The sequence below is a fragment of the Streptomyces sp. HUAS MG56 genome (assembly GCF_058673395.1).
On sequence record NZ_CM178722.1, the window covers coordinates 9350730 to 9375005 of the forward strand.

Consider the following 24276-nt stretch of genomic DNA (forward strand, 5'->3'; position numbering starts at 1 on the left):
CGCGTCCGCATGCGATGGATCAGGCGCGCTGCTTGCGGCGCAGCGTCAGGTACGTGCCGGTCGCGCCCGCGGCCAGCAGGGCGCCCACGCCGAGGCCGACCGGGAGGGTCGGGAAGCCGGAGGCGTCCGTCGTGGCGGCGGTGTTCTGCATCGCCGGGCCCGGGGTGATGCTGGTGCTCACCGGGGCGACGTACCGGACCGGGCCGACGTGCTTGACCGAGCCGTCGGAGTTCAGCAGCACCTGCTTGTCGTTCGGGTGCCGGAAGTCGAACATGCCGGACAGGGAACCCGCCGTGGCGTCGAAGGAGTGGTCACCGATGCGGCCGGTCTTCCAGTTGTCCTCGATGAAGCGGGTGATGGACGCCTGGTCGGTCAGCGTGTGGTCGACCTTGTTCACCTTGCTGTACGGCGAGACGACGAGCAGCGGCTGCCGGGTGCCGGGGCCGCAGCGGTCGGCGTAACCACCGGCGGCCTTCGGGCCCTTCTGGCAGGCGGGGCTGTCGGTCGCCTTGCCGTTGGAGGCGGTCGCGGAGTCCGTCGAGCCGTTCTTCGGGGTGACGTAGGCGTGGTCGTACCAGCCGTCGGAGTCGTCGTAGGCGACCACGATCGCGGTGGACTTCCACTGCGGCGAGCTCTGGATCGCGTTGATCTCGTTGACCAGGAAGTGCTGCTCGTCGGTCGGGTCCGAGTAGCCGGCGTGGCCGTCCTGGTACTCGCCGGCCTTCAGGAAGCTGACGGACGGGAGCTTGCCCGCCTTGAGCGCGGCGGAGAAGTCGGTCAGGTCGTAGTTGTGGTTGGCCTGACCGTTGTGGCCGATCTCGGAGACGGACTTCGGCGCCAGGTGGTGCGGGTTGGCCGTCGACTTGTAGTACGAGAACGGGTTGTGGTGCGGGCTGTAGTCCGACACGGCCGCGCCGCCCACGTTGGTGTGCGTGGTGTCGCACTTCGCGTACGAGCCGGACGCGCCGTTCCACGCGGTCGAGGGACGGAAGCCGCCCTGGAACCAGCCCCAGGTCACCTTCTTGCCGTTGAGCAGGTCACCGATGTTCCTGCCCTGGAGCGACGCCAGCGCGTTGGTGCTCGTGTGGTCCTTGCCGGAGCAGTCGTCCCAGGCCGGGTCGGGGTCGTTGATGACCGTGCCGACACCCTTGGCGTCGGGCGACTGGATGGCGTACGCGTCCGGCTTCGCGGTCTGCTGCCCGGTCTTGGGGTCGATGGAGACCGCGCCGTGCGTGTTGCCCGAGATCAGGTTCAGGGCACCCGGCGTGGACGGGCCGTAGTTCGAGCTGTAGGACCGGTCGCTCAGCGCGTAGTGCTGGGCGTAGTTCCACAGGCCGGTGACGGTGTTGCCGTCGTAGTAGTCCATCGCCAGGCCCGGCTCGCCGAACAGGCCGCCGCTGCACTTGTCGACCTCGGTGTTCTGCACGAACTGGTCGGCCTTGCCGCCGTTGTACGCGTACTGCTCGGCCCCGTACGAGTGGTTCTGGTCGCAGGTCATCGCCTGCGACGGCGAGAGCCGCTTCGGTGCGTACTGGTTCGGGTTCTTCGTCAGCAGACCCGCGTGGGCAAGGGTGTCGATGTCCTTGGGGGTGTTCTTCGACGCCGTGAACTTGGTGCCGTCGGTGTTGGCGGCCTTCGGGTAGGTCGCGAAGTAGTGGTCGAACGAGATGTTCTCGTCGAACAGCACGACCACGTGCTTGATCGGCGTGGCGGTCGAGGAATGCCCGCCGTGCGTCTCGGGCGCCGCGGCCCAACCGGGCGCGTTGCTGCCGAGCACGGTGAGCGCGGCGGCGCCCGCGAGCGCTCCCAGGCTCCGCATAGCGGCTCGTCTTCCTCTGCTGGCCATGATGGTCAACCCCTCCGGACAGAACGTCTGTACGTCGTACGAGCACGGATGTTGTGCCTGTCGCGCGGCGCGCCGGCGGAGCCATGATGGCCTGCGAGTGAACACCGAGTCATGGATGTTGGGGCAAAACTTGACTGTGTGTTGACCCTACGGGCCGCCAAGTTGTCCGGACAGGTTCGGCCGGGCGGAGCGCGGCGGGTTCAGCCGAGCAGGGCCCGTCCGTACCAGTCGGCCGCGTCCCGTACGCCGGGCAGGGCGAAGAAGTAGCCGCCGCCGAACGGCTTGATGTAGTCCGTCAACGGCTCGCCCGCCAGCCGGTGTTGCACGGTCTCGAACTGCCGCTTGAGGTCCTGCTGGTAGCAGCAGAACAGCAGGCCCATGTCGAGGTTGCCGTTGGCGTCCATGCCCCGGTCGTAGTTGTAGGCACGGCGCAGCAGGCGCTGGTCGGCGGTGGCGGGTGTGCGCGGGTTGGCCAGGCGGATGTGCGCGTCCAGCGGGATGACGTCACCCTTGGGGTCGTCCGCGTACTTCGGTGTGTCGTGCTCGTGGTCGCCGTCCAGCGGTGCGCCGGAGACCCGGGCGCGGCCGAACATCCGCTCCTGCTCGCCGAGCGAGACCCGGTCCCAGAACTCCACCAGCATGCGGATCAGCCGCACCACCTGATAGCTGCCGCCGACCGCCCACTCCGGCTCGCCCGCGCCCGTGCCGACCCAGATCAGCCGGTTCATCTCCCGGGCGCTCGTGGCGTCCGGGTTGGCGGTGCCGTCCTTGAAGCCCAGCAGGTTGCGCGGGGTGCCCGACGGGCGGGGCGGACTGCTGAAGCCGTCCAGCCGCCAGCGCACCTGGAGAGCGCCCCGGGTGTGCCGGGCGATGTCCCGCAGCGCGTGCAGCGTGGTGTCCGGGTCGTCGGCGTGCAGGTGCAGGCTGAGGTCGCCGTGGCACCAGTCCGCCCGGAGGTCGTCGTCCGGGAAGGCGGGCATCGCGGTCAGCCGCCGGGGCCTGCGGGCCGCGAGCCCGTACCGGTCGTCGAAGAGCGAGGCGCCGACGCCCACGGTGACGGCCAGCCGGCCTGCGGGCAGTCGGTCACCGAGGACCCCCGAGTCGGCGGGCGGACCGGTGATGCCGACGGGCGCCGGTGTTCCGCCGGCGGTGAGGAAGCGGGCCCGGTCGGTCAAGGTGCGCAGCACGTCGGCGAGTTCGGCGCGCGACTCGGCGGTCACGTCCAGGGACGCGAAGACGCTGGTACGGCGCGGGGCGGCGATCGCCGATGCCTGGTGCACCCCGTGGAAGGGAGCGATCGCGTCCGGCGTGGCGGCGGTGGTCTCCGGTGCGGCCGCGGCACTCGTGGCGAGACCGGACCCCGCCAGGGCGGCACCCCGCAGGAAGCCGCGCCGGGCCAGGCCGTCGGGTCGTCCGTCGCCGCTCACACGGTCCTCCGCGGGTCGCACAGGGTGGCCACCGACGCCAGTCGCTCCACCAGATCTCCGAGGACCGCGTCGCCCTGCTCCCGCTGGGCGCGGGTCAGTTCGTCGAGCGAGGTCCAGCCGTCACCCTTCCGGAAGCCGTCGAGGGTGTGCTGGGCCCGGTCCAACTCCTTGTCCAGGCCCGGCAGATCGGCGTACCGGGTGGTCAGCAGCGGGCGCAGCCGGGACAGCACCTCGCGGGTGCCGTCGAGGTTGGCGCGGGCGGTGGCGAGGTTGCTGCCGCTGCCGTAGTCGGTGCGGCCGGTCAGCTCGAACTGCACGGTGTTCTCCAGGATCTCGTGCGCGCGCAGCCCCAGTTGGGCCGGGTCCATCCGGGTCTGCGACCAAGTGTCGCGCAGCCCCGTCACGGCCTTGACCAGCGCCGTCGCCGGGGCGCGCAACCCGTCGGCCGACTCGCCGTGCCACAGCCCGTACTCGATCCGGTGGAACCCGGCGAATCCCTTGTCGTGCACGCCGTCGGCGAGCCCCGCGTCCGTGCCGTTGACCTGCGCGTCCGCGTCCCCGAAGGCGTCGTAGGCGGCCCCGAGGCGCTCGTACTCCAGATGTGCGGGCAGCCAGTCCGTACGGGCGGTGGCGAGGTCGCCGCCGTCGATGTCCCGCTGCAGCCGCGTGGTCAGCCGGACGACGTCGTCGAGTCCGCCGCCGACCCACTTCTGGTAGGTGAGGGCGGGCGGGATGAGGTCGTGTTCGGTGACCGGGGCCGCACCCGGGCCGCGCTGCCCCGAAGCGATGTACACGGTGGGCCCGGTGACCGCGTCGGCGTCGTCCGGGACGCACTTGAACGCGTACGCCCCCTTGCCCAGCCGCACGGTCAACTGCCGTGTCGTACCGGGCCCGATGCCCTCCACCTCGCCGTACACCGCATGGCTGGCCGGATCTTCGAGATAGACCTCGGCGGCGCCGTCGGAGGAGTTGTGCAGATCGAAGGTGCGCACCCCGGGCCCGGGCCGGGTCCAGCCCCTGCCGCAGTGGCTCTGCGACACGTCGATCACGGTGTGCCGGGTCGCGTCGGCGCCGGTGTGGCCGCCGCCGGGCCCGTCCCCGGGGGACAGTGCCAGGGCCGTGCCCGCGAGGGCCACGGAGAGGGCGACGAACACGACGGGTGCCGTCCGGAGACGAACGGACCGCGTGCCGAGGCGAGGCAACGGCATGGCGAGCCTTTCCGGAACGACGTGTGCAGTGGCCTCATGGTAGGCGTCGCTCCGGATCCGAACAGCCGCACCCAGGAATCGGTGGCCAAGATTTCGCCCTGGGTTCACCAGGGTGTTCCCGGACGTGATCGCAGGCCATCGGGCGTGGCCGCCCGCTACGGCGGCCCGTCCAGCGGCCCGTTCAGCGGACCGGGAAGCCGAAGGAGTAGCCCTGCTGCTTCAGCTGCGGCAGCAGGATGCGCAGCGCGGCCACGGTCTGCGAGCGCTCGCCGCCCGCGTCGTGGAACAGGATCGTCGGGCCGTTGGACAGCTCGCCGCGGACGGTGGCCACGATGGTCTGGGTGCCCGGCCGCTCGAAGTCCTTGGAGTCCACGTTCCAGCCGAGCGGCCGCATCCCGTGCGCGGCGGCGAGCTCCCGGCTGTACGGCGTGAACGCTCCGCCCGGGGCCCGGTAGTACATCGGCCGGACGCCACCGGACGCCTTGGTGATCTGCTGCTCGGCGTCCAGGATCTGCTGCGACTGGTAGGCCTCGGACTTCTTGTCCATCGTGGTGTCGTGCGACACCGTGTGGTCGCACAGCCGGTGCCCGGCCGCCACCACCTGGCGGACCAGGTCCGGGTGCGCCTGCGCCTGCGGGCCGATCATGCAGAACGTCGCCTTCACCCCGTTCTCGCGCAGCACTTGGAGCACCTGCGGGGTCCACACCGGGTCCGGACCGTCGTCGATGGTGATGTTGACCGCGTGCGCGCCGCCGTCCGAGGCGTGGGCGATGTCGGGGGACACGGTGACCGACGTCGGTGCGGTGTGCCGCGCCGAGGCACCCGGCGCCGCCGCCGCGCTGCCGCCCGACGACTGACCGGCCTGCGCGGTCCACACCGAGGTGGCGGCGGCGACCGCGGTCACGCCGACCGCCGCTGCGATCATCCGGCCGTACCAACCCCGCCCGTTGTGCCGCGCCATGTCCGCCCCTGTTCTGTTTCCGTGTCGTACCGCCGAGTTCCTGTGCACCTGTCAGGACGGGCCGGGTTGATCACGGGATCCCTCTGTTACCGATCACGGACAATTCCGGGGCGCTTCCGCGACAGAGCGGACCGAGCGTATATCCCCGAGCGGCACGCTCCCGCCTGCGCTACGGTGCCCGGATGCCTCTGTATCCGGAGCTCGAACCGTACGAGAACGGCATGCTCGACGTGGGCGACGGCAACCACGTCCACTGGGAGACCTGCGGCAACCCCGACGGCAAGCCCGCCGTCGTCCTGCACGGCGGCCCCGGGTCCGGCAGCACCCCGTACTTCCGGCGGCTGTTCGACCCGGCCGCCTACCGGATCGTCCTGCTCGACCAGCGCGGCAGCGGCCGCTCGATCCCGCACGCGAGCCGCCCCGACACCGACATGAGTGTCAACACGACGGGCCAACTCATCACCGATCTTGAGGAGTTGCGCCGTCACCTGGGCATCGACCGGTGGCTCGTGTGGGGTGTCTCCTTCGGGTCGGTGCTCGGACTGCGCTACGCCCAGACCCACCCGGGCGTCGTCTCGGAACTCGTGCTGACCGGGGTCGCCACCGGATCGGACGCCGAGGTCGAGCTGTTGACCCGGGGGCTCGGCCGGATCTTCCCCGAGGCCTTCGAACGGTTCCGGTCCGCGGTGCCCGAGGGCGAGCGCGACGGCAACCTCGCCGCCGCCTACAACCGGCTGCTCGAATCGCCCGACCCCGAGGTGCGGGAGCGCGCCGCGCGGGCCTGGACCGACTGGGAGACGGCCGTGATCCCCGCACCGCCGCGCTCGGTCACCCGCTACGAAGACCCCGTGTTCCGCATGGGGTTCGCCCGCACCGTCACGCACTACTGGGGCAACGGCCACTTCCTCGGCGGGGGTGCGGGCGGGGGCGAGGCCGCGAGCGGCGACGGTGTGATCCTGCGCGACGCGCACCTGCTCAAGGGCATCCCCGGCACGCTCGTCCAGGGCGAACTCGACTTCGGCAACCTCCTCGGCATCGTCTGGCGGCTCCATCACGCCTGGCCCGACAGCGAGTTGGTGATCGTGGGCGACACCGGGCACAACGCCGGGGCGGCGGGCGTGGCCGAGGCGATGGTGGCGGCCACCGACCGGTACGCCCGCGGCCCGGCGCCGGTCCGTCCCACGAGGAGGCACTGATGACGACACCACCGCCCCGACTGCGGCCGCTGCTCGACCAGTTCGACTTCGCCCGCGAGCGGCTCCTGCGCCGGCTGACCGGACCTGTCATGGACAGCGGCGACGGCACGGACACCCGGGTCGAACCCCTCACCGACGAGGAGTACTTCTGGGAACCCGTCCCCGGCTGCTGGTCCGTCCGCCGGCGCGCGGACGGGCCCGGACCCCGCGCGACCCTCCTGGCGGGCGGCGGCACCTGGGGGCGGGATGCCGCGGCCTACCCGCATCCGTGGCCGCCGCCGGTCACGACCCTCGCCTGGCGCCTGAGCCATCTCACCGAGATGCTGGCCCTCCGCGCCGACCACACCGCCGGAAGCCGCTCGGCGACCCGGGAGGAGCATCCCGTCGACGGGGACGCCGCCGGGGCCGTCGCGGCCTTCGCGGACGGCGCCGCCGCCTGGCGTCAGGCCCTGCTGGGCGCGGACGACGCGGCCCTGGACACGGTGGGGTACTGCGGCTACCCGTACGGCAGCGACGCGGAGGAGCCGTTCCTCGACATCGTGTGGTGGGTCAACCAGGAAGTCCTGCACCACGGCGCCGAGATCGCGCTCCTGCGCGACCTCTACCGCGCGGGCCGGCCGGCGACCTGACCGCAGCACGCGGAGGCTCGGGGTCACACTTCCAGCGACACGTACAGCCGGGTGTCGGCCAGCCGGAAGCCGCCCCTCCCGTACACGCGGCGCGAGCCGCCGCCCGAGTACGCGGCCACACCGACCGCGTGCCCCGGCCGAGCGGGGGCGCGGCCGGGTCGTGGGTGACCGCGGCGGCGACGCCCCGGCCCCGGCGCGCCGGGACGGTGCCGACGCCCACCGCCTCCGCGGTGCCCCCGGCGGGCGCCGAGCGGACGGCCCCGCCGGCACAGCCGTCGGCCGCGTCGCGGGTCACCGCCGCCCTCCCCGGTGCGCCGCAGCCGTGCCGCGCCCTGCGGCGACGGCGGGAACTCACCGCCGAAGGCCTCGGAGAGCGCGGTGTGGTCCGCGTCGGCGCCGGGCCGCTCCACCTCGACCGGCCCGGCGCCGGACCGGGACCGGGCGAGGTCGGCGTGGCCGGCGTACAGACCAGGTAGGTGTGCACCGCCTGCGTACGGACCTCCGCGAGCGAGGCGGGCCGTGTGCGGGACAGGCGTCGCCCCGCCCGGCGCCTCGGTGGAGATCGTCCGCGCCGGCCGGGGCAGCCGGCCCCCGCTGTCCACCGGTTGCCTGCACACCGGCGGACAAGCACGCTCATAGTGGTGTAAGGGTGGAATCGATGGAACCAGCGCGACAGGGCGGCGCCGCATCGCCGGCGGTGAGACCGGGCGATCTCTTCGACGCGTCCACCGACGCGACCGCGGTGATCTCGGAACACGGCGTCGTGGTCGGCTGGACCCGCTGCGCGACGGCACTGCTCGGCTACCCGGAACGGGAGGTCGTCGGGCGCTCCGCCGCGCCCTTGCTGGCCATGCCCGAGGACCCGGCCCGGCTCGCCGGCATCGTGGAGCGGTGCCTCGCCGGAAACGGCTGGAGCGGGCGGATCACCGTACGCCACCGGGACGGCCGCGCCTTCGACGTCGAGCTGCGCGTCTCCGCCTCCTTCCGGGTGGGCGCGGACGCGTGCTTCCTGGTGTCGGCGCGGGAACGGCACCGGCAGTGGACCATGGGCCAGTCCGTCCTCGACGGTTTCCTCACCCGCTCCCCGGTCGGCATGGCCGTCATGGACCGCGAGCTGCGCTACGTGTGGCTGAACGACACCCTGGAGCACTTCGGCGGGGTGCCCCGTGAGGAGCGGCTGGGACGGCGCCTGAGCGAGCTGCTCCCGGGACTTCAGGCAGAGGCCCTGGAGGGGCTGATGCGCAAGGTGTTCGCGACGGGACTGCCGGTCACCGACTACGAGTACGAGGGCTGGAGCTGGGCCGATCCGCACCGCCGGCACGCCTACTCGACCTCGTTCTTCCCCCTCGTCGACGCCGACGCCGCCATCACCGGCGTCTGCTACATGGTCCAGGACGTCACCGAGCGCTGGCACGCCCGGCAGTTGCTGACGCTGGTCAACGAGGCCGGCACGAGCATCGGCCGGACGCTCGACGTGGTGGCCACCGCCCAGGAACTCGCCGACTTCGCCGTCCCCCGCTTCGCCGACTTCGTCGTGGTCGACCTGCTGGAGCCCGTGCTCAGCACCGAGGGCCACGGCGCCTGGCTGCCCGACGCCGGCCCCGCGCCCGCCAAGCCGCTGATGTGCCGCGCGGCGATGCGCTCGGTGCGCGAGGGCTGCCCCGAGGCCGTCGCCCAGGTCGGCGACACCGTCGACTTCGTCCCGCCGCCGTACGACGCGAATCTGCTGATCGACGGCGAGCCGCTGCTCATCCCGGTCCTCGACCCCGCCGACGAGCAGTGGGTCACCCGGGAGCCCCTGCGGGCGGAGCGGATCCGGCAGTACGGCCTGCACTCGCTCATCGCCGCGCCGATGCGGGCCCGCAACACCGTCCTCGGCCTCACCACCTTCGCCCGCACCCTCAACCCGGTCTCCTTCGGCCCCGACGACGTCCTGGTCGCCCGCGAGCTGGTGGCCCGTGCGGCGGTGTGCGTGGACAACGCCCGCCGCTACACCAGGGAACACACCGCGGCCGTCACGCTCCAGCGCAGCCTGCTGCCCCCGACGCTGTCCGGCGGCACCGCACTCGACGTGGCCTCCACCTATCTGCCGGCGGACCTGTCCGGCGGCGTCGGCGGCGACTGGTTCGACGTGATCCCGCTGTCCGGCGCCCGGGTGGGCCTCGTCGTCGGCGACGTGGTCGGCCACGGCATCACCGCGGCGGCCAGCATGGGCCGGCTGCGGACGGCGGTGCAGACCCTCGCCGAGATGGAGATGCCCCCCGACGAAGTGCTCGCCCATCTCGACGACCTGGTGCTCCGGCTGAGCGACGCGGAGACCGCCGCCGGCGCGGCGGCCCGCTCCACGACCACCTTCATCGGCGCGACCTGCCTCTACGCCGTCTACGACCCGGTCAGCCGGCGCTGCACGATGGCCCGGGCCGGGCACCCGCCGCCCGTGGTCGTCACCCCCGACGGCGAGGCCGGCTTCCCGGAGATCCCCGCCGGGCCTCCGCTCGGGCTGGGCGGCATGTCGTTCGAGGCCACCGAGATCGAACTGGCCGAGAACAGCCTGCTCGGGCTCTACACCGACGGCCTCATCGAGGGCCCCGACCACGACGTGGAGCGGGGCATGGCCCGCCTGTGCGCGGTCCTCGCCCGCACCGGGGACGACCTGGGCGCGCTGTGCGCGTCCGCCGTGCGGCAGCTCGTGCCCGTGCCCCAGCCCGACGACATCGCGCTCCTGCTCACCCGCACCCACGTCCTCGGCGCGGACCGGGTCGCCTCCTGGGAGGTGCGGCCCGACCCGGCCGCCGTCGGCGACCTGCGCGCCCGGGCCACCCGGCAGATGCGCGACTGGGGCCTGGAGGAGCTGGCCCTGACGACCGAGCTCGTGGTGAGCGAACTCGTCACCAACGCCATCCGCTACGCCGCACCGCCCATCCGCCTCCGGCTGCTCCACGACGCCCGCCTCACCTGCGAGGTCTCCGACGCCAGCAGCACCGCGCCCCGGCTGCGGCACGCCCGCAGCACCGACGAGGGCGGCCGCGGGCTCTTCCTGGTCGCCCAGCTCGCCCTGCGCTGGGGCGCCCGCTACACGGACCAGGGCAAGATCATCTGGGCCGAACAGGACATCCCGGATCCCCTCCCCGATCCGCCCCCTGACCCGTGATTTGCCTTGGAGTGGACTCCAGGCGCCAGACTGTCGCCGACGCGACATCCGTACCGGACATCCGTACCGAGAACAGAACAGGACGGCGGCAGCCGATGGCAGCGACCAGCGGGCAGGGACACCCCCTGCCGTACGACACCTACCGCGAGGCCGTCGCCCGCGAAACCCTGCGTTTCGCCGCGGCGGTCGAGGACGCCGACCTCGCGAGCGCCGTGCCGGCCTGCCCCGGCTGGACGCTCGCCGACCTCACCCGGCACGTGGGCTCCCTCCAGCGCTGGTTCGCCGCGCTGCTGACCCAGCGCGTGCAGGACCCGCCGCGCAGCCGCGACGTGGAGCTGGGGCTGCCCGAGGACGAGCGGGAGTGGCCCGGCTGGGTGGCCGCCGGGGAGCCGGCCGTCGCGGCCGTCCTGCGGGACACCGACCCCGAGGCGCCGATGTGGGTCTGGGGCGCGGACCGCCGCGCGGGGTTCTGGGCGCGCCGGATGCTCTTCGAGACGCTGGTGCACCGGGTCGACGCGGAGCAGGCCGTGGGCGGTCGGGCGGGTGCGGAGGCGGACATCGAGCCGGCCCTCGCGGCGGACGGCGTGGACGAGTTCCTGGTCAACCTGCCCTACGCGGGCCTCTTCGCCCCCGGTGTGACCAAGCTGCGCGGCGACGGCGAGACGCTCGCGTTCGTGAGCACGGACACCGGCGAGGAGTGGCGGGTGCGCCTGGACCCGGACGGGTTCCGCCCGGTGCCGCGGGAGGACGCCGAGGCGACGGCGGTCGTGCGCGCCCCGGCTGCCGGCCTCCTGCTGCTCCTCTACGGCCGCCGCTCGTACCAGGAGCCGGGCTACGACGTCTCGGGACCCACCGCGGTCCTCGACAACTGGTTCGCCCACACCGCCTTCTGACGCTCACTCGGCCGTCGGCGGCGGGGCCGTCGGCGGCGGCTCGCCCGGCAGCAGGCACACCGCGAGGGCCGCGGTGTCGTCCTGGAGGCCGTGGTGCCCGTAGGCGAGCAGGTCGTCGTGGAGGCGCGCGAGCAACTCCACGGGCGGCAGCGGGCCCCAGGAGCGCACGCGCTCGGCCAGGGGATAGAACCTGCCCGACGCGTCCCGGGTCTCCGTGACACCGTCGGTGTACAGCAGCAGCTGATCGCCGGGCCAGAACGGGTAGACGTCGACGTGGTACGGGTTCGGGACCAGCATGCCGACGTTCAGCGGCGGCGCCGACCGCCCGCTGTCCAGCTCGCCCACCTCGCCGGCCCGCAGGCACAGCGGCGGCGGATGGCCGCAGTTGACGACGTAGACGAGTCCGCCGTCGGCCGGGATCTCGGCGAAGACCGCGGTGACGAACCGCTCGACGGTCTCGTCCCCGCCGAGCCGCTCCGCCCTGCGGGCCATGCTCGTCTCCATCCGGGCGGCGAGCGTGGCCAGGTCGGGTTCCTCGTACGCGGCCTCGCGGAACGCGCCGAGCAGGGTGGCGGCGGTCTCCACCGCGAGCAGTCCCTTGCCGCGCACGTCTCCGATGAGCAGGCGGACCCCGAAGCCGGTGGGGACGGCCTCGAAGAGGTCACCGCCGATCCGGGCCTCCGCGGCGGCCGAGAGGTAGAGGCTCTCCAGCTGAAGGTGCCCGATCCGGTGCGGCACCGGCCGCAGCAGGACGCGCTGCGCGATGTCGGCCACGAACCGGACGTCGGCGAGGGTGCGCTCGCGCCGGATCCGGTGGGCGGCCAGGACCGTGCCGAGGGCGCCCACCAGGGCCGTACAGATGTAGGAGGCGACGTAGTGCCGGTCCCACAGATAGCCGACGGACCGGCCCGCGCAGCACGGGGTGCCGGCCAGCACCCCCTCGAAGACCACGGAGAACACCGTGGCCACGGCGACGCCGACGGGACCGTAGGCGAAGGCCGCGAGGAGGGGTACGGCGATCAGCGCGTAGCTCACCGGCCAGTCAACCGGCGTCACGGGCTCCACGGCCAGTAAAGCCGCCACCCACAGGACCGGCAGCCAGCGCAGCCACAGGGGAGCCGTCGGCAGCCGGGTCCGCGGGTCGGCGAAGCTGTCCGACTCCCGGTCGGCGGGTTCGCGGCTCATCCGTCGCTCCGGGGCACGGACGATCCGGCTTCGGCCCCGCGGTGTGCCGTCTCTTCGGAGGGACGGCACACCTGACGGTTCGGCCTACGTGGTTCTCGCACCCGGACTCCTGTGTCACACGACCTCGACAGCCCTCCAGCCTGGCGGGTCGTGCCCCGGAATCCCGGTCATTGCTCCACCGGGCGGCATGTTCCGGACGGCTCAGCCGGTGCCGAAGCCGATCGCGAAGACGTGCAGCCCGCCGGAGGCGACGTCGGACGGCAGCCGCACGGCGGCGACCGTCCTGCCCGCGGCCAGCGCCACCGGCCTGGTGGCGAACACGTAGGTCGTGGTGGGGTCGGACGACGTGCCGGTTTGGTTGCGGTAGGACGTGGTCACCGCGATGGTGTTGTCCGCGAGCGGCGAGGCGCTGCCCGCCGCCAGCGTCCAGTCGGAGAAGGCCAGGGGCACCGACTGGGTCGTGCCGTCCGTGTACGTCACGGTCGCGGTGCCGGAGGCCGGGCCGTTGTTGGCGGCGCCCAGGAAGGAGATGGCGCCGGAGCCCGACACCCGTACCGTCTGCCCGTTCGCCACGTAGTTGTCCGCGGCGCCGGCCGCCGCCTTCGGCCAGGTGAAGGTGACCCCGCCGGCCGCGACCTTCGCGCCCGGGGTGACACCCTGCCCGGCCAGGGCGCGCGCCGAGTAGCTGAAGCCCGCGCCGTCGAAGTTCGCCGAGCCGGCCGCGGTGTCTGCGGAGGTGCCCACGTCGGTGTACGACGGCGCGCCGGGGTAGGAGCGCGGCGCGGCGGATGCGTCCGACGCCCACGAGGTGTTGGCGGAGGTGCCCAGCACATACGTGAGGGTGCCGCCGCCGGTGAGGGCGCCGTCGGGTGCGTGCGCCGCGTTCCACGCAGTGCCGTTCCAGGTGGCCGACTGGACGTAGGGGGCGTCGTCGGCGGCGCCGGTTCCGTTGACCGTGAGGGTGTGGCCGGACGGCAGGGTGATCACGGCCTGGGTGAACAGCGGGCTGCCGAGGGCCAGATCGGCGGTGCCCGGGGTCTCCGGGTACATGCCGAGGGCGGACCACACGTACCACGAGCTCATCTCGCCCAGGTCGTCGTTGCCGGCCAGGCCCGACGGGCTGTCGGTCCAGATCTGGTCCTGGACCTGCCGGACCACCGCCTGCGTCCGGTACGGCCGGCCGATGTAGTCGTACTCCCAGGGGATGTTGAGGCTGGGCTCGTTGCCCAGGTTGGTGTAGCCGCCGGCCCCGGTCAGCGAGGACAGGTCCTGGTCCAGGAACTTCGCCAGCGCCGCGTCGCCGCCCATGGCGGTGGCCAGGCCGCGCACGTTGAACGGCACCATCGGCGTGTACTGCCAGGAGTCGCCCTCGACGAAGTTCTTGCCCGAGGTCGGTGAGAAGCCCGAGGTCCAGGTGCCCGAGGCGTCGCGCGGCTGGACGAAGCCGCTGCCGTAGTGGAACAGGTTCTGCCAGTCCTGGGCCCGGTTCGCGAACCGCTGCTGGTCGGCGCCGTGGCCGAGGGCTCCGGCGAGCGCGGACAGGGCGAAGTCCGCCGAGTCGTACTCCAGCGTGGTGGACGCGGGGCCGTAGAAGTTGCAGCAGCCGTACTTGCCGTTGCTGGGCAACCGGCCGGTCTGTTCCAGGTAGTTGAGGCCCGGGCGGTTGTTGTTGGCCGTGGTGGCCTCCGCGATCAGACCGTTGAGGGCGGCGGCGGTGTCGAAGCCGCGGGCGCCGAAGGCGTAGTAGTCGGCGATGATCTCGTCCGCGGGGTCGCCGACCATCACGTACGTCTCGCCGTTGTTCTCCGACCACTTGGGGAACAGCCCGGTCTGGCGGTAGTCGTCGACCATCGACTGCGCGGTGTCGGAGGCGGCCTTCGGCGCGATCAGGGCTTCGAGCTGGGCCTGCGAGCGGTAGACGTCCCAGCCGGAGTAGTTGGCGTAGGCGGCGGTGTGTCCCTTGTCGACGGTGTGGGGCTTGCCGTCGAAGCCGGGGTAGTGGCGGTCGGTGTCGCTGATGACGTTCGGGTGCAGCAGGGCGTGGTAGAGCGCCGTGTAGAAGACGGTCTGCTGAGCCGCCGTGCCGCCCGCGATCCGCGCCCGGCCGAGGAGCGACTTCCACGAGGTGTGCGCCGCGTCGCGCACCGTGGCGAAGCTCCAGCCGGGGTTCTCCGCCGTGCGGTTGCCTACCGCGCCGGCGGCCGACACGTACGAGATGCCGACCTTGGCCTGAACGGTGCGGTGGGCGGAGGTGTCGAACGTGACGTAGCCGTCGGTGCCGCTCGCGGCTTTGGCGAAGGAGTGGGCCGGGCCGGGGACGACGCCGTGCAGCACGGGCTTGTTCGGCGCCTCGGGGGTGCCGGCCGGGACGTCGGTGCGCGGCGTGGTGGGCGCGGCGGCGGCCGGGGCGGTGCCGCTGTGCTTGAACGGCTGGTCGAAGACCATGTCGAAGTAGACGGTGTAGGAGTTGCCCTCGCCGCAGAAGTTGCCGCTGGTGACGCTGCCGCGCACTTCCTTGCTGTTCACCACGTGGAACTGGGCTGCGGTGTCCCCATTTTGACTGTTCGTCAGTTTGAACAGGAGGTTCGCCTGGCTGGTGGCCGGGAAGGTGAAGCGCGCCATGCCGCTGCGGGTGGTCGCGGTCAGCTCCGTCTTGACGCCGTTGTCCAGCGACACCGTGTACGAGCCCGGGGAGGCGGACTCGTGGGCGTGCGAGAAGCTGTCCGTGGCGCGGGCGTCCACCGTGCCGAGGGTCGGCAGGACCGGGATGTCGCCGCCCGCCCGGCACCCCGGTCCGGCGATGTGGGTGAGGCCGAAGCCGGTGATGGCCGAGTCGTTGTACTCGTAGCCGCCGCCGTCCGGCTTGTGCGGGGTGTCGGGGCTCCACTGGACCATCCCGAACGGGGTGTCGGCGCCGGGGAAGTCGTCCGCGGCGTTCGAGGTCCCGATGAAGGGGTTCACGAGGGAGGCGGGATCGGCGACCAGCCGGGGCGCGCCCGCGGCGGCGTGCGCGGGAGCTGCGGCGACGCCCACCACGAGGGCGCCGACGGCCAGTACGGACGGGAGTCGGAAGGGCGGCAGAACGCGGGCCGGGAACAGGCGAGTTCTGCCGTCTGCTCTGAGTCGGGTGGATCGAGTCATCGTGACCGTGTCCCTTCGACAACGTTGTCCCGAAAGCTGGCGCCTTCCGTCCCTGCTGTCAAGGACGCGCGACTGACGTGACGTCATGTTTCGTGTCCACCGCACACATTGACTCAATCCCGGAGCTTCTCATAAGGCAAAAGGCAACAAATCTTGACGCGGGTCATCGGCGTGCGTAGCTTCCGCAACGGCCGTCGCAGGGAGGAGCCCAGCATGCGGGGAAACCGCAGAGGACCGAGACCGCTCGCGTCGTTCCTGGCCGTCGTCGTGCTCCTCCTGGGCGCCGCGCTCGGCCTGCCCGGCACCTCGCGGGCCGCCGGCGCCCAACTGCCGTGCGACATCTACGGCGGCGCCGGTACGCCCTGCGTCGCCGCGCACAGCACCGTGCGCGCGCTCTTCTCCGCCTACGACGGCCCGCTGTACCGGGTCACCCGCGCCTCCGACGGCGCCGGCGCCGACATCGGCCTGCTGGCGCCGGGCGGTTACGCCGACGTGGCGCAGCAGGACCGGTTCTGCGCCGACACCACGTGTGCCGTCACGCGGATCTACGACCAGACCGCACGCCACAACGACCTGACGCCGGGTCCGGCGGGCACCTCAGGGATGGGCGCGGACCGGGGCGCGGACGCCGCCGAGATCGCCGTCACCGCCGGCGGCCACAAGGTGTACGGCGTGTGGATCTCGCCGGGAGTCGGCTACCGCTCCACCGGAGCCGCCTCCGGCGTCGCGGTCGACGGCCGGCCGGAGGGCGCGTACATGGTGGCCAGCGGCACCCACGTGGGCTCCGCGTGCTGCTTCGACTACGGCAACGCCGAGAGCACCCCGGCCGACACCGGCAACGGCCACATGGACGCGGTGAGCCTCGCGACCACCTGCTACTTCGCGCCGTGCACCGGCTCCGGCCCCTGGGTCGAGGCCGACCTGGAGAACGGCATGTTCCAGGGCGACAACGGCTCCAACACGGCCAACCGGGGCAACGGCAGCACCTACGTCACCGCGGCGCTGAAGAACGACGGGCAGACCCGGTACGCGCTCAAGGGCGGCGACGCACAGGCGGGCGGGTTGACGACCTGGTGGGACGGCTCCCTGCCCACCCGCGGCGGCTATCGGCCCATGCACCAGGAGGGCGGGATCATCCTCGGCACGGGCGGCGACAACAGCAACTGGAACATGGGTACCTTCTTCGAGGGCGTGATGGTCGCCGGCTACCCGAGCGACGCCGCCGAGAACGCGGTCCAGGCGAACGTCGTCTCCGTCGGCTACGCGGGCGAGACGAACGTCCCCAACGGCCCCCAGGGCACCATCACCGGCCCGGGCGGCACCTGCGTCGACGTGGCCGGCGACGACACCGGCACCGACGGCACGGCCGTCCAACTCTGGGGCTGTCAGTCCTGGGCCGAGGACCAGCACTGGACCCACCGCGCCGACGGCAGCCTCGCCACCATCGGCCGCTGCCTGGACATCAATGGCAACGGGACGGCTGCCGGGACGCAGGTGGAGTTGTGGGACTGCAATGGCGTGGGTGGGCAGAAGTGGGTGCAGCAGGCGGACGGTTCGTTGTTGAATCCTCAGTCGGGGCGGTGTCTGGACGCGCCGGACGGGGCGACGGCGAACGGCACCCGGCTGCGGATCTGGGACTGCAACGGCTCGGCGGCCCAGAAGTTCCGGTTGGGGTGAGGCCGGGCCGGGGTCAGAGGATCTCCTCTTCCTCCGGGACCACGACCTGGTCGATCATGTGCTGGATCTGCTCGGCCGGCAGGGCCACCGCCAGCGCCCAGTAGTAGACGACGAGGCTGAAGGCGGCGGTCACACCGATGTCCCACCACAGCGGGAACCAGGGGTGCTTGAGCGGTCCGAAGTCGCTGAGGTAGACGATGAGACCCATCCCGACCAGGTAGACCGGCAGCCACTGGGCGGCGCGCAGGTCCAGTTGGGGCGTGATGGGGTTCATCCTGAACACACGGTTGGCGATCAGGATGACGTAGCCGAGGAGGATGGCGACGCCCAGCTTCCAGTCGGTGGTCCAACCCGACCACAGGATCAGCAGGTTGGCGACGACGAAGGCCAGAGGTGACATCCAGCTGCCGCCTGGTAGCCGGTACGGACGGTGGGCCTGCGGCAGCCGGTTGCGGAACACCCCGAAGGACAGTGGCGCGCCGGCGTACATCAGCACGCTCGCGCTGGTGATGAGTCCGACGAGGGAACGCCAGCTGGGGAACGGCAGGAAGCAGACGCAGCCGGTCACGAACGCGGCGATCAGTCCGACCCAGGGGACACCGCGCCGGTTGGTGGCCTCGAAGGCGGAGGGCACGTAGCCGTTGCGGCTCAGGCCGTAGGAGACCCGGGAGGAGCCGGTGATGTAGATCAGACCCGTGCCGGCAGGGGAGATCACGGCGTCCAGATACAGGACCGCGGCCAGCCAGCCGAGGCTGATGAGCGTCGCGACCTGGGCGAACGGCCCGCTCAGGGCGGTGAACGCCGAAGTGGCCCAGTGGCCGCCGATCTGGGAGGCGGGCAGCGCGGCGAGGAACACGACCTGGAGTCCGACGTAGATGAGGATGCCGAGGATGATCGAGCCGATCACGGCACGCGGGATGTCCCGCTTGGGGTTGGCGCTCTCGCCGGCGAGCTGGTCGGCCTGCTCGAAACCCAGCAGCGCGAAGATGATGCCGCTGGTGGAGACGGCGGACAGGATGCCCTTGGCGCCGTACGGGTCGAAGCCGTCGGCCGCGGTGAAGTTGGCGGTGTGGAACTGGGCGACGGCGAACACGAAGATGGTCAGCAGCGGGATGCCGACCTTCCACCACGTCGCCGCGCTGTTGGTGCGGGCCAGCAGCCGGATGCTGAGGAAGTTGATCGCCGTGATGACGGCCATCAGCCCGACCGCGATGGCGATACCGGGCGGGGTGAGGACGTGCTCGCCGCTCCTGACCTTCTCCCAGCCGCTCGCCCAGGAGTAGTGCTGGGCGTAGGTGATCATCGCCAGCACCTCGATCGGCGCCACCGTGGCCGCCTGGAGCCAGGAGAACCAGCCGAAGGAGGCCCCGGCGGCACCGCCGAACGCGTAGTGCGGGAAGCGGGCGGTGCCGCCCGACACCGGGTACATGCCGCCCAGCTCCGCATGCACCAGCGCCAGGATCAGGATCGCGACACCGCCGATGGCCCACGAGATGATCGCCGCCGGTCCGGCCGCCGCCAACGCCCCCTGTGCGCCGAACAGCCAGCCCGATCCGATGATCGAGCCCTCCGAGGCCCAGATCAGCCCGACGAACCCGATCTCGCGCCGCAGCCCGGGCCGCTGGGTCTTCGGACCAGGCGTCGCATCGGACACGGCCATGGCGCGCACCCCCTCATATAGGGTGAATGTCATCACCATCGTGCCACGGTGACGGGCTTTTGGCCGTGGCCGCGCGGGCACTTTCCGGGGAGGCGGGGCTCAGCCGGCGGCGGGTCGCGGGCCCGCCGGCGCGGCACCGCTGACCGCCGCGTCGTACAGGGCCCGGGTGGCGGTGCCGAAGTAGGCGCTGTAGGAGACCTGGGGCGTGTTGCCGCCCGTGTGATAGCCGCCGATCACGCCGATGACGGCCCAGCCGTCCGGCAGGGGAAGCAGCATGGGGCCGCCGCTGGTCCCGCCCACGAAGGCGTCGCAGGCGATGCGCGGGAAGGTGCCCGGGTCGGCCGGGTCGTCGCTGTCCCACCGGGTGGTCCAGCTCCAGCACTCCAGCGGCTTCTCGGCCCCCGCCGGGTAGCCGATCATCCGCACCGGGGCGTGGTAGTAGCCGGTCCCGGTGAGCAGCCGTACGCCGCCGACCGCGTCCTGGAGCAGGGTTCCGTCCTCGTTGGGTTCGGTGACGGCGAAGGCGAAGTCGTACGCGGCTCCGGCGTGCTCGCCCAGGTCGTAGTACGCCTGCGACACATAGACGCCGTTGGTGCGCACCGGGAAGACCCCGAAGGGCTTTTGTGTGTCGTGGTATTGCGGGACGAAGGCCAGGTGCCGCTTCGGCGAGGTGCCGGCGTACCCCTTCAGACAGTGTCCGGCGCTCAGCACGAGGTCGCGCCCGGGACTGCGCACGACCGAGCCGCTGCAGGTGCGGCCGGTCCCGGTGGCGTCGGTCCAGAAGAAGGTGCCCGCCTGCGGGATGCCGTCGAAGCTCCGGCTCGGCGGGATGTACTCGCCCGGCTGCGGCCCGTCCACCGCGGGGGACGCGGAGTGCGCCGCCGCACCGCCCTCGGCGCCCTTGAGGACGTCGGCGGGCAGGGCGGCGGCCATCCGGGCCGGGCTCCAGTAGGCGTCGAGCTGTTCGGCGACCGGGTTGGGGCCGGCCGTGGTGCTGTCGGCGGATGCCGTCGTGGTGAGTCCGGCACTGATCAGCAGGGCTGCCGCGCAGCCGGTGGCGTAACGGACGAATCTGGTCCCGAGCAACATCAGGTCCCCTCAGGGCGGCCGCAGGTGACGGCTCACCATAAGCCCGCGGCCCCGCGCGTCACAGCGTGCACGGCCGAATCCGGCTAGGCCGGGTGTCGGACGGCCGACGGACCGTCAACTTCCGTCGACCGGCCGGGTGTACGGGGTGTGAACCGCTCAGGCTCGTCCGGCGGCGGGCCGGGCTCGGACGGTCACGACAGCGCCCGGTGCGCGCTCTTGAGGGCCTCGCGGAAGTGGGTGACCTCCTGCGGCGTCAGGTCCTGGAGCATGCGGTGTTCGAGTTCGCGGGCCGGTTCGGCGTAGGCGCTCAGGAGGTCGCGGCCCGACTCGGTGAGGAGGATGACCTTCTCCCGGCGGTTGCGGGGATTCGGCTCACGGCGGATCAGATCGCGGGCCTCCAGGGCGCGGACCATGTCGGCCATGGACTGGGCCGTGACGAAGGAGTCCCGGGCCAACCGGGCGGCGGAGACGCCGTCGTGCCGGTCCAGCACGGTGAGGGCGGTGTACTGCAGCGCGGTGATGCCGGCCGGCCTGACCAGTTCCTCCAGCCGGGCACGGACCACGAGTTCGGTGCGCTTGAGCAGGTAGAGGACGGACGGGCCCGCCTCGGCAGGGCCCGCCTCCCGGGGGCCCGCTTCCCCCGTGGCTTGTGCCGTCGCGGGTTTCGTCGGTCGCGTCATGCCGTGCCTTTCCGGTGCCTTCCCCGATGCCGATCCGAGTCGCAGCGGCCAGCCTAAGCCATTGACAGGATTCCTGTCGGAAGAGAACACTGGCACAACCAACAGGATTCCTGTCGATCTGTTCGACCGGACTCCAGGAAGGCCGACCGTTCCCAAGGAAGAGGCGCATTCATGGATCTGCACGGCAAGGTCGCCGTCGTCACCGGCAGCGGTCGTGGGCTCGGTCTGGCCTACGCCCGGGCCCTCGCCGCGGCCGGGGCCCGCGTCGTCGTCAACGACCTCGACCCCGGCGCCGTCGACGCCGCCGTGGACGGCATCACCGCAGCGGGCGGCACCGCCGTGGGCGTCGTGGCGGCGGTGGGGGACAGCGAGGCGGCCGAGCGGCTCGTCGAGACCGCCGTGACGGAGTTCGGGCGGCTCGACGTCCTCGTCACCAACGCCGGCATCCTCCGCGACCGGGTGCTGTGGAAGATGACGGACGACGACTTCGACGCCGTCGTCACGGTGCATCTGCGCGGCACCTTCACCTGCGCGCGCGCCGCCGCGGTGCGCATGCGCGAGCAGGGCACCGGCGGCCGTATCGTCCTCATCTCCTCCCCGGCCGGCCAGCGCGGCAACTTCGGCCAGACCAACTACGCCGCCGCCAAGGCCGGCATCGTCGCGATGGCCCGCACCTGGGCCCTGGAGCTGGCCCGTGCCCGGATCACCGTCAACGCCGTCGTCCCGGTCGCGGCCACCGAGATGACCAAGACCATCCCCGCCTTCGCACCGCTCATCGAGGAGTCCGAGCGCACCGGCGCCCCGCTGCCCGCCTGGCTGCGCCGGGACGAGGGCCTCGGCACCGTCGAGGACGTCGCGAGCCTGATCACCTACCTCGCGTCGGACGCCGCCGAGGACGTCACCGGGCAGGCCATCGGCATCGGCGGCGACCGGCTGGCCCTGTGGGCCCACCCCCGGGAGAAGTCCGTCGACTTCGCCGACGGCGGCTGGAGCGCCGACGCCATCGCCGAGCGCTGGCACGCCGGCGTGGGCGCCGAGCCCGAGACCTACGGCATCCCCGCTCCCCAGGTACCGGAGGCATGACATGGGTGACAGGCACCGTGCGACGATCGATGTCGGTGCGCTGACCGCCATCGACGTCCACACCCACGCCGAGGTGTCCAAGGACGGCCACGCCTCGCTCAGCCCCGAACTCCTCGGCGCCTCCGCCGCGTACTTCAAGGCGCACGGCCACCGGCAGCCCACCGTCGAGGAGACGGCCGCCCACTACCGTGAACGCCGCATGGCCGCCGTGGTGTTCACCGTCGACGCCGAGCACGCCACCGGCCGTCCCCGCATCGCCAACGAGGAGATCGCCGAGAGCTGCGCGGCCCACGCCGACGTCCTCCTCCCGTTCGCGAGCGTCGACCCGCACAAGGGCCGCGCCGGCGTACGGGAGGCCCGGCGCCTGGTGACGGAGTACGGGGTGCGCGGCTTCAAGTTCCACCCCAGCCTCCAGGGCTTCTCGCCCGACGACCGGATGGCCTACCCGCTGTACGAGGCCATCGAGGAACTCGGCGTACCGGCCCTGTTCCACACCGGCCAGACCGGCATCGGCGCCGGCGTCCCCGGTGGCGGCGGCATCCGGCTGAAGCACTCCGACCCGATGCTCGTCGACGACGTCGCCGTGGACTTCCCCGAGCTGCGGATCATCCTCGCGCACCCGTCGTTCCCCTGGCAGGACGAGGCACTGGCGGTCGCCACGCACAAACCGCACGTCTACATCGACCTGTCGGGCTGGTCGCCGAAGTACTTCCCGCCGCAGCTGGTGCGCTACGCGAACACCCTGCTGAAGGACAAGGTGCTCTTCGGCTCCGACTACCCCGTGATCACGCCCGACCGGTGGCTCGCCGACTTCGCCGCCCTTGACATCAGGCCCGAGGTCAGGCCCAGGATCCTCAAGGAGAACGCCGCCCGACTGCTCGGCCTGCTCAAGGACTGAGGGAGACGCCGTGTTGAACCGAGGCATCGGATCCTGGCCCGCCCGCCGGGCCCGCAAGACCCCGGACCGGATCGCGATCGTCCACGAGGACGACGAGATCACCTACCAGGCGCTGCACCAACGGGTCCTGCGTCTCGCCCACGTGCTGCGCTCCCTCGGGGTCGCGCGCGGCGACCGCGTCGCCCACCTGGGCCGCAACCACCCCGCCCACCTGGAGACACTGTTCGCGGCGGGCGTGCTCGGCGCCGTCTTCGTCCCCCTCAACACCCGCCTCGCGGCAGCGGAGTTGGCGTACCAGCTCACCGACTCCGGAAGCACGGTCCTGGTGCACGACCCCGAGCTCGGCGACACGGCCGCCACGGCGGCCGCGGACACCGGGGTGCGCCACCGCATCACCCTCGGCCCGGCCGCTCCCGGCGCCCTCGGGTACGACGACCTGCTCGCCGGTGCCGCGGCCGACCCGCTGGACGAGGCCGTGGCCCCGGACGACCCCTGCATGATCATGTACACCTCGGGGACCACCGGCCGTCCCAAGGGCGCCGTCCTGACCCACGCCAACATCACCTGGAACAGCGTCAACGTCCTCGTCGACAGCGACCTGGCCGGCGACGAGGTCACCCTGGTCGTCGCCCCGCTGTTCCACACCGCCGCGCTGAACATGACGTGTCTGCCCACCCTCCTCAAGGGCGGCCGGGTCGTCCTGATGGGCGCCTTCGACGCCGAGCGGGTGCTGGAGGTGGTCGAGCGCCGGCGCGTGACGTACCTGTTCGGGGTGCCCACGATGTACGACGCCCTGGCCGCGCGTCCCCGGTGGACGACGACGGACCTGTCCAGCCTGCGCACCCTGACCTGCGGCGGCGCGCCGGTGCCCGCCCGCACCATCGACACCTACCTCGCGCGCGGGCTGGCCTTCAGCCAGGGCTACGGGATGACCGAGGCGTCCCCCGGCGTCCTCTTCCTGGACCGTGAGCAGACCTCGGCGAAGGCGGGCTCCGCGGGTGTGCCGCACTTCTTCACCGACGCGCGCGTGGTGCTCCCCGACGGCCGTGCGGCGCGGCCGGGGGAGCGGGGCGAGATCCTCGTCGACGGCCCGAACGTCATGGCCGGTTACTGGAACCGCCCGCAGGACACCGCGGCCGCCCTCACCGACGACGGCTGGCTGCGCACCGGTGACGTGGCACGCACCGACGACGACGGATATGCCTACATCGTCGACCGGGTCAAGGACATGTTCGTCTCGGGCGGCGAGAACGTGTACCCGGCCGAGGTGGAGGCCGCCCTGCTGACCCACCCCGCCGTCCGCGAGTGCGCGGTCGTCGGTGTGCCGCACGAGGTCTGGGGCGAGGTCGGCCACGCGGTCCTGGTCCTGGACCCCGGGGCCCGCGCCGACGTCGGCGAGATCCTCGCCCACGCACGGACCCTGCTGGCCAAGTACAAGATCCCGCAGACGGTGACCCTCGCCGAGAGTCTGCCCCGTACGGCCTCGGGAAAGATCGTCAAGGCCGCCGTACGGGCCTCCTACGCCCAGTCCTGATCCGACCAGTACCCAGGA

Annotated in this window: 18 protein-coding genes; 9 read left to right on the forward strand and 9 right to left on the reverse strand. The window is 72.3% G+C overall.

Going from position 1 to position 24276, the window contains the following annotated elements; all coding sequences use genetic code 11:
- Positions 1-19: 19 nt before the first annotated feature.
- The 4 genes from AC4OXY_RS43105 to AC4OXY_RS43120 all read right to left on the reverse strand — a co-directional run bounded on the left by AC4OXY_RS43105 (position 20) and on the right by AC4OXY_RS43120 (position 5442).
- The gene (locus AC4OXY_RS43105) at positions 20-1819 is read right to left on the reverse strand and encodes a phospholipase C (protein ID WP_491992431.1); all 1800 of its coding nucleotides are present in this window, start codon (positions 1817-1819) and stop codon (positions 20-22) included.
- A gap of 227 nt (positions 1820-2046) precedes the next feature.
- Positions 2047-3273, reverse strand: coding sequence for an iron uptake transporter deferrochelatase/peroxidase subunit (gene efeB / locus AC4OXY_RS43110; RefSeq protein WP_491992432.1), 1227 nt, complete (start codon positions 3271-3273; stop codon positions 2047-2049).
- Entirely contained in the window at positions 3270-4481 is a 1212-nt protein-coding gene (locus tag AC4OXY_RS43115; protein WP_491992433.1) for an EfeM/EfeO family lipoprotein, read from the reverse strand. The genes efeB and AC4OXY_RS43115 overlap by 4 nt, the downstream gene beginning before the upstream one ends.
- 181 nt (positions 4482-4662) lie before the next feature.
- On the reverse strand, positions 4663-5442 hold the full coding sequence (locus AC4OXY_RS43120; protein WP_356037038.1) for a polysaccharide deacetylase family protein: 780 nt from the start codon (positions 5440-5442) through the stop codon (positions 4663-4665).
- Positions 5443-5624: 182 nt separating this feature from the next.
- On the opposite strand from AC4OXY_RS43120, the gene pip reads away from it, so the two are divergent.
- The 5 genes from pip (at position 5625) to AC4OXY_RS43145 (ending at position 11311) form a co-directional block, all read left to right on the forward strand.
- The gene (gene pip, locus AC4OXY_RS43125) at positions 5625-6638 is read left to right on the forward strand and encodes a prolyl aminopeptidase (protein ID WP_491992434.1); all 1014 of its coding nucleotides are present in this window, start codon (positions 5625-5627) and stop codon (positions 6636-6638) included.
- Positions 6638-7267: a DinB family protein gene (locus AC4OXY_RS43130; protein WP_356037044.1), complete on the forward strand. Its 630-nt coding sequence runs from the start codon at positions 6638-6640 to the stop codon at positions 7265-7267. The genes pip and AC4OXY_RS43130 overlap by 1 nt, the downstream gene beginning before the upstream one ends.
- 128 nt (positions 7268-7395) lie before the next feature.
- Positions 7396-7743, forward strand: a complete 348-nt coding sequence (locus tag AC4OXY_RS43135) for a hypothetical protein (RefSeq protein WP_491992435.1) — start codon at positions 7396-7398, stop codon at positions 7741-7743.
- A gap of 182 nt (positions 7744-7925) precedes the next feature.
- Entirely contained in the window at positions 7926-10418 is a 2493-nt protein-coding gene (locus AC4OXY_RS43140) for a SpoIIE family protein phosphatase (protein ID WP_491992436.1), read from the forward strand.
- 95 nt (positions 10419-10513) lie between these two features.
- Positions 10514-11311, forward strand: a complete 798-nt coding sequence (locus AC4OXY_RS43145) for a maleylpyruvate isomerase N-terminal domain-containing protein (RefSeq protein ID WP_402063767.1) — start codon at positions 10514-10516, stop codon at positions 11309-11311.
- Between the two features lie 3 nt (positions 11312-11314).
- Here AC4OXY_RS43145 and AC4OXY_RS43150 read toward each other — a convergent pair whose 3' ends face one another.
- Positions 11315-12496: a PP2C family protein-serine/threonine phosphatase gene (locus tag AC4OXY_RS43150; RefSeq protein ID WP_491992437.1), complete on the reverse strand. Its 1182-nt coding sequence runs from the start codon at positions 12494-12496 to the stop codon at positions 11315-11317.
- Positions 12497-12697: 201 nt separating this feature from the next.
- Positions 12698-15637, reverse strand: a complete 2940-nt coding sequence (locus AC4OXY_RS43155) for a lectin (RefSeq protein ID WP_491992438.1) — start codon at positions 15635-15637, stop codon at positions 12698-12700.
- Between the two features lie 213 nt (positions 15638-15850).
- On the opposite strand from AC4OXY_RS43155, the gene AC4OXY_RS43160 reads away from it, so the two are divergent.
- The gene (locus AC4OXY_RS43160; RefSeq protein WP_491992439.1) at positions 15851-17314 is read left to right on the forward strand and encodes an arabinofuranosidase catalytic domain-containing protein; all 1464 of its coding nucleotides are present in this window, start codon (positions 15851-15853) and stop codon (positions 17312-17314) included.
- 13 nt (positions 17315-17327) lie between these two features.
- Here the strand turns inward: AC4OXY_RS43160 and AC4OXY_RS43165 are convergent, their stop codons facing one another.
- The 3 genes from AC4OXY_RS43165 to AC4OXY_RS43175 form a co-directional block, all read right to left on the reverse strand.
- Positions 17328-18974: an APC family permease gene (locus AC4OXY_RS43165; protein WP_491992440.1), complete on the reverse strand. Its 1647-nt coding sequence runs from the start codon at positions 18972-18974 to the stop codon at positions 17328-17330.
- Between the two features lie 99 nt (positions 18975-19073).
- On the reverse strand, positions 19074-20063 hold the full coding sequence (locus AC4OXY_RS43170) for a trypsin-like serine peptidase (RefSeq protein WP_491992441.1): 990 nt from the start codon (positions 20061-20063) through the stop codon (positions 19074-19076).
- A 191-nt stretch (positions 20064-20254) separates the two neighbouring features.
- Positions 20255-20743 carry a MarR family winged helix-turn-helix transcriptional regulator gene (locus AC4OXY_RS43175; RefSeq protein ID WP_376292076.1) on the reverse strand — a complete coding sequence of 163 codons (489 nt, stop codon included), beginning with the start codon at positions 20741-20743 and terminating at the stop codon, positions 20255-20257.
- Positions 20744-20914: 171 nt separating this feature from the next.
- Here AC4OXY_RS43175 and AC4OXY_RS43180 point away from each other — a divergent pair, with 171 nt between their 5' ends.
- Genes AC4OXY_RS43180 through AC4OXY_RS43190 form a run of 3 tightly spaced genes read left to right on the forward strand, consistent with a single transcriptional unit; the run spans position 20915 to position 24258 of the window.
- On the forward strand, positions 20915-21826 hold the full coding sequence (locus AC4OXY_RS43180; RefSeq protein WP_362822810.1) for an SDR family oxidoreductase: 912 nt from the start codon (positions 20915-20917) through the stop codon (positions 21824-21826).
- 1 nt (position 21827) lies between these two features.
- On the forward strand, positions 21828-22724 hold the full coding sequence (locus AC4OXY_RS43185; protein WP_402063778.1) for an amidohydrolase family protein: 897 nt from the start codon (positions 21828-21830) through the stop codon (positions 22722-22724).
- A gap of 10 nt (positions 22725-22734) precedes the next feature.
- The gene (locus AC4OXY_RS43190; protein ID WP_491992442.1) at positions 22735-24258 is read left to right on the forward strand and encodes an acyl-CoA synthetase; all 1524 of its coding nucleotides are present in this window, start codon (positions 22735-22737) and stop codon (positions 24256-24258) included.
- Positions 24259-24276 lie beyond the last annotated feature (18 nt).

What these genes read in the sequence shown, in the direction of transcription:
- AC4OXY_RS43105 (WP_491992431.1), bottom strand. Translation starts at nt 1,819, where the DNA reads ATGCGGAGCCTGGGAGCGCTCGCGGGCGCCGCCGCGCTCACCGTGCTC.
- AC4OXY_RS43115 (WP_491992433.1), bottom strand. Translation starts at nt 4,481, where the DNA reads ATGCCGTTGCCTCGCCTCGGCACGCGGTCCGTTCGTCTCCGGACGGCA.
- AC4OXY_RS43120 (WP_356037038.1), bottom strand. Translation starts at nt 5,442, where the DNA reads ATGGCGCGGCACAACGGGCGGGGTTGGTACGGCCGGATGATCGCAGCG.
- pip (WP_491992434.1), top strand. Translation starts at nt 5,625, where the DNA reads ATGCCTCTGTATCCGGAGCTCGAACCGTACGAGAACGGCATGCTCGAC.
- AC4OXY_RS43130 (WP_356037044.1), top strand. Translation starts at nt 6,638, where the DNA reads ATGACGACACCACCGCCCCGACTGCGGCCGCTGCTCGACCAGTTCGAC.
- AC4OXY_RS43140 (WP_491992436.1), top strand. Translation starts at nt 7,926, where the DNA reads ATGGAACCAGCGCGACAGGGCGGCGCCGCATCGCCGGCGGTGAGACCG.
- AC4OXY_RS43145 (WP_402063767.1), top strand. Translation starts at nt 10,514, where the DNA reads ATGGCAGCGACCAGCGGGCAGGGACACCCCCTGCCGTACGACACCTAC.
- AC4OXY_RS43150 (WP_491992437.1), bottom strand. Translation starts at nt 12,496, where the DNA reads ATGAGCCGCGAACCCGCCGACCGGGAGTCGGACAGCTTCGCCGACCCG.
- AC4OXY_RS43155 (WP_491992438.1), bottom strand. Translation starts at nt 15,637, where the DNA reads ATGACTCGATCCACCCGACTCAGAGCAGACGGCAGAACTCGCCTGTTC.
- AC4OXY_RS43160 (WP_491992439.1), top strand. Translation starts at nt 15,851, where the DNA reads ATGCGGGGAAACCGCAGAGGACCGAGACCGCTCGCGTCGTTCCTGGCC.
- AC4OXY_RS43165 (WP_491992440.1), bottom strand. Translation starts at nt 18,974, where the DNA reads ATGGCCGTGTCCGATGCGACGCCTGGTCCGAAGACCCAGCGGCCCGGG.
- AC4OXY_RS43170 (WP_491992441.1), bottom strand. Translation starts at nt 20,063, where the DNA reads ATGTTGCTCGGGACCAGATTCGTCCGTTACGCCACCGGCTGCGCGGCA.
- AC4OXY_RS43175 (WP_376292076.1), bottom strand. Translation starts at nt 20,743, where the DNA reads ATGACGCGACCGACGAAACCCGCGACGGCACAAGCCACGGGGGAAGCG.
- AC4OXY_RS43180 (WP_362822810.1), top strand. Translation starts at nt 20,915, where the DNA reads ATGGATCTGCACGGCAAGGTCGCCGTCGTCACCGGCAGCGGTCGTGGG.
- AC4OXY_RS43185 (WP_402063778.1), top strand. Translation starts at nt 21,828, where the DNA reads ATGGGTGACAGGCACCGTGCGACGATCGATGTCGGTGCGCTGACCGCC.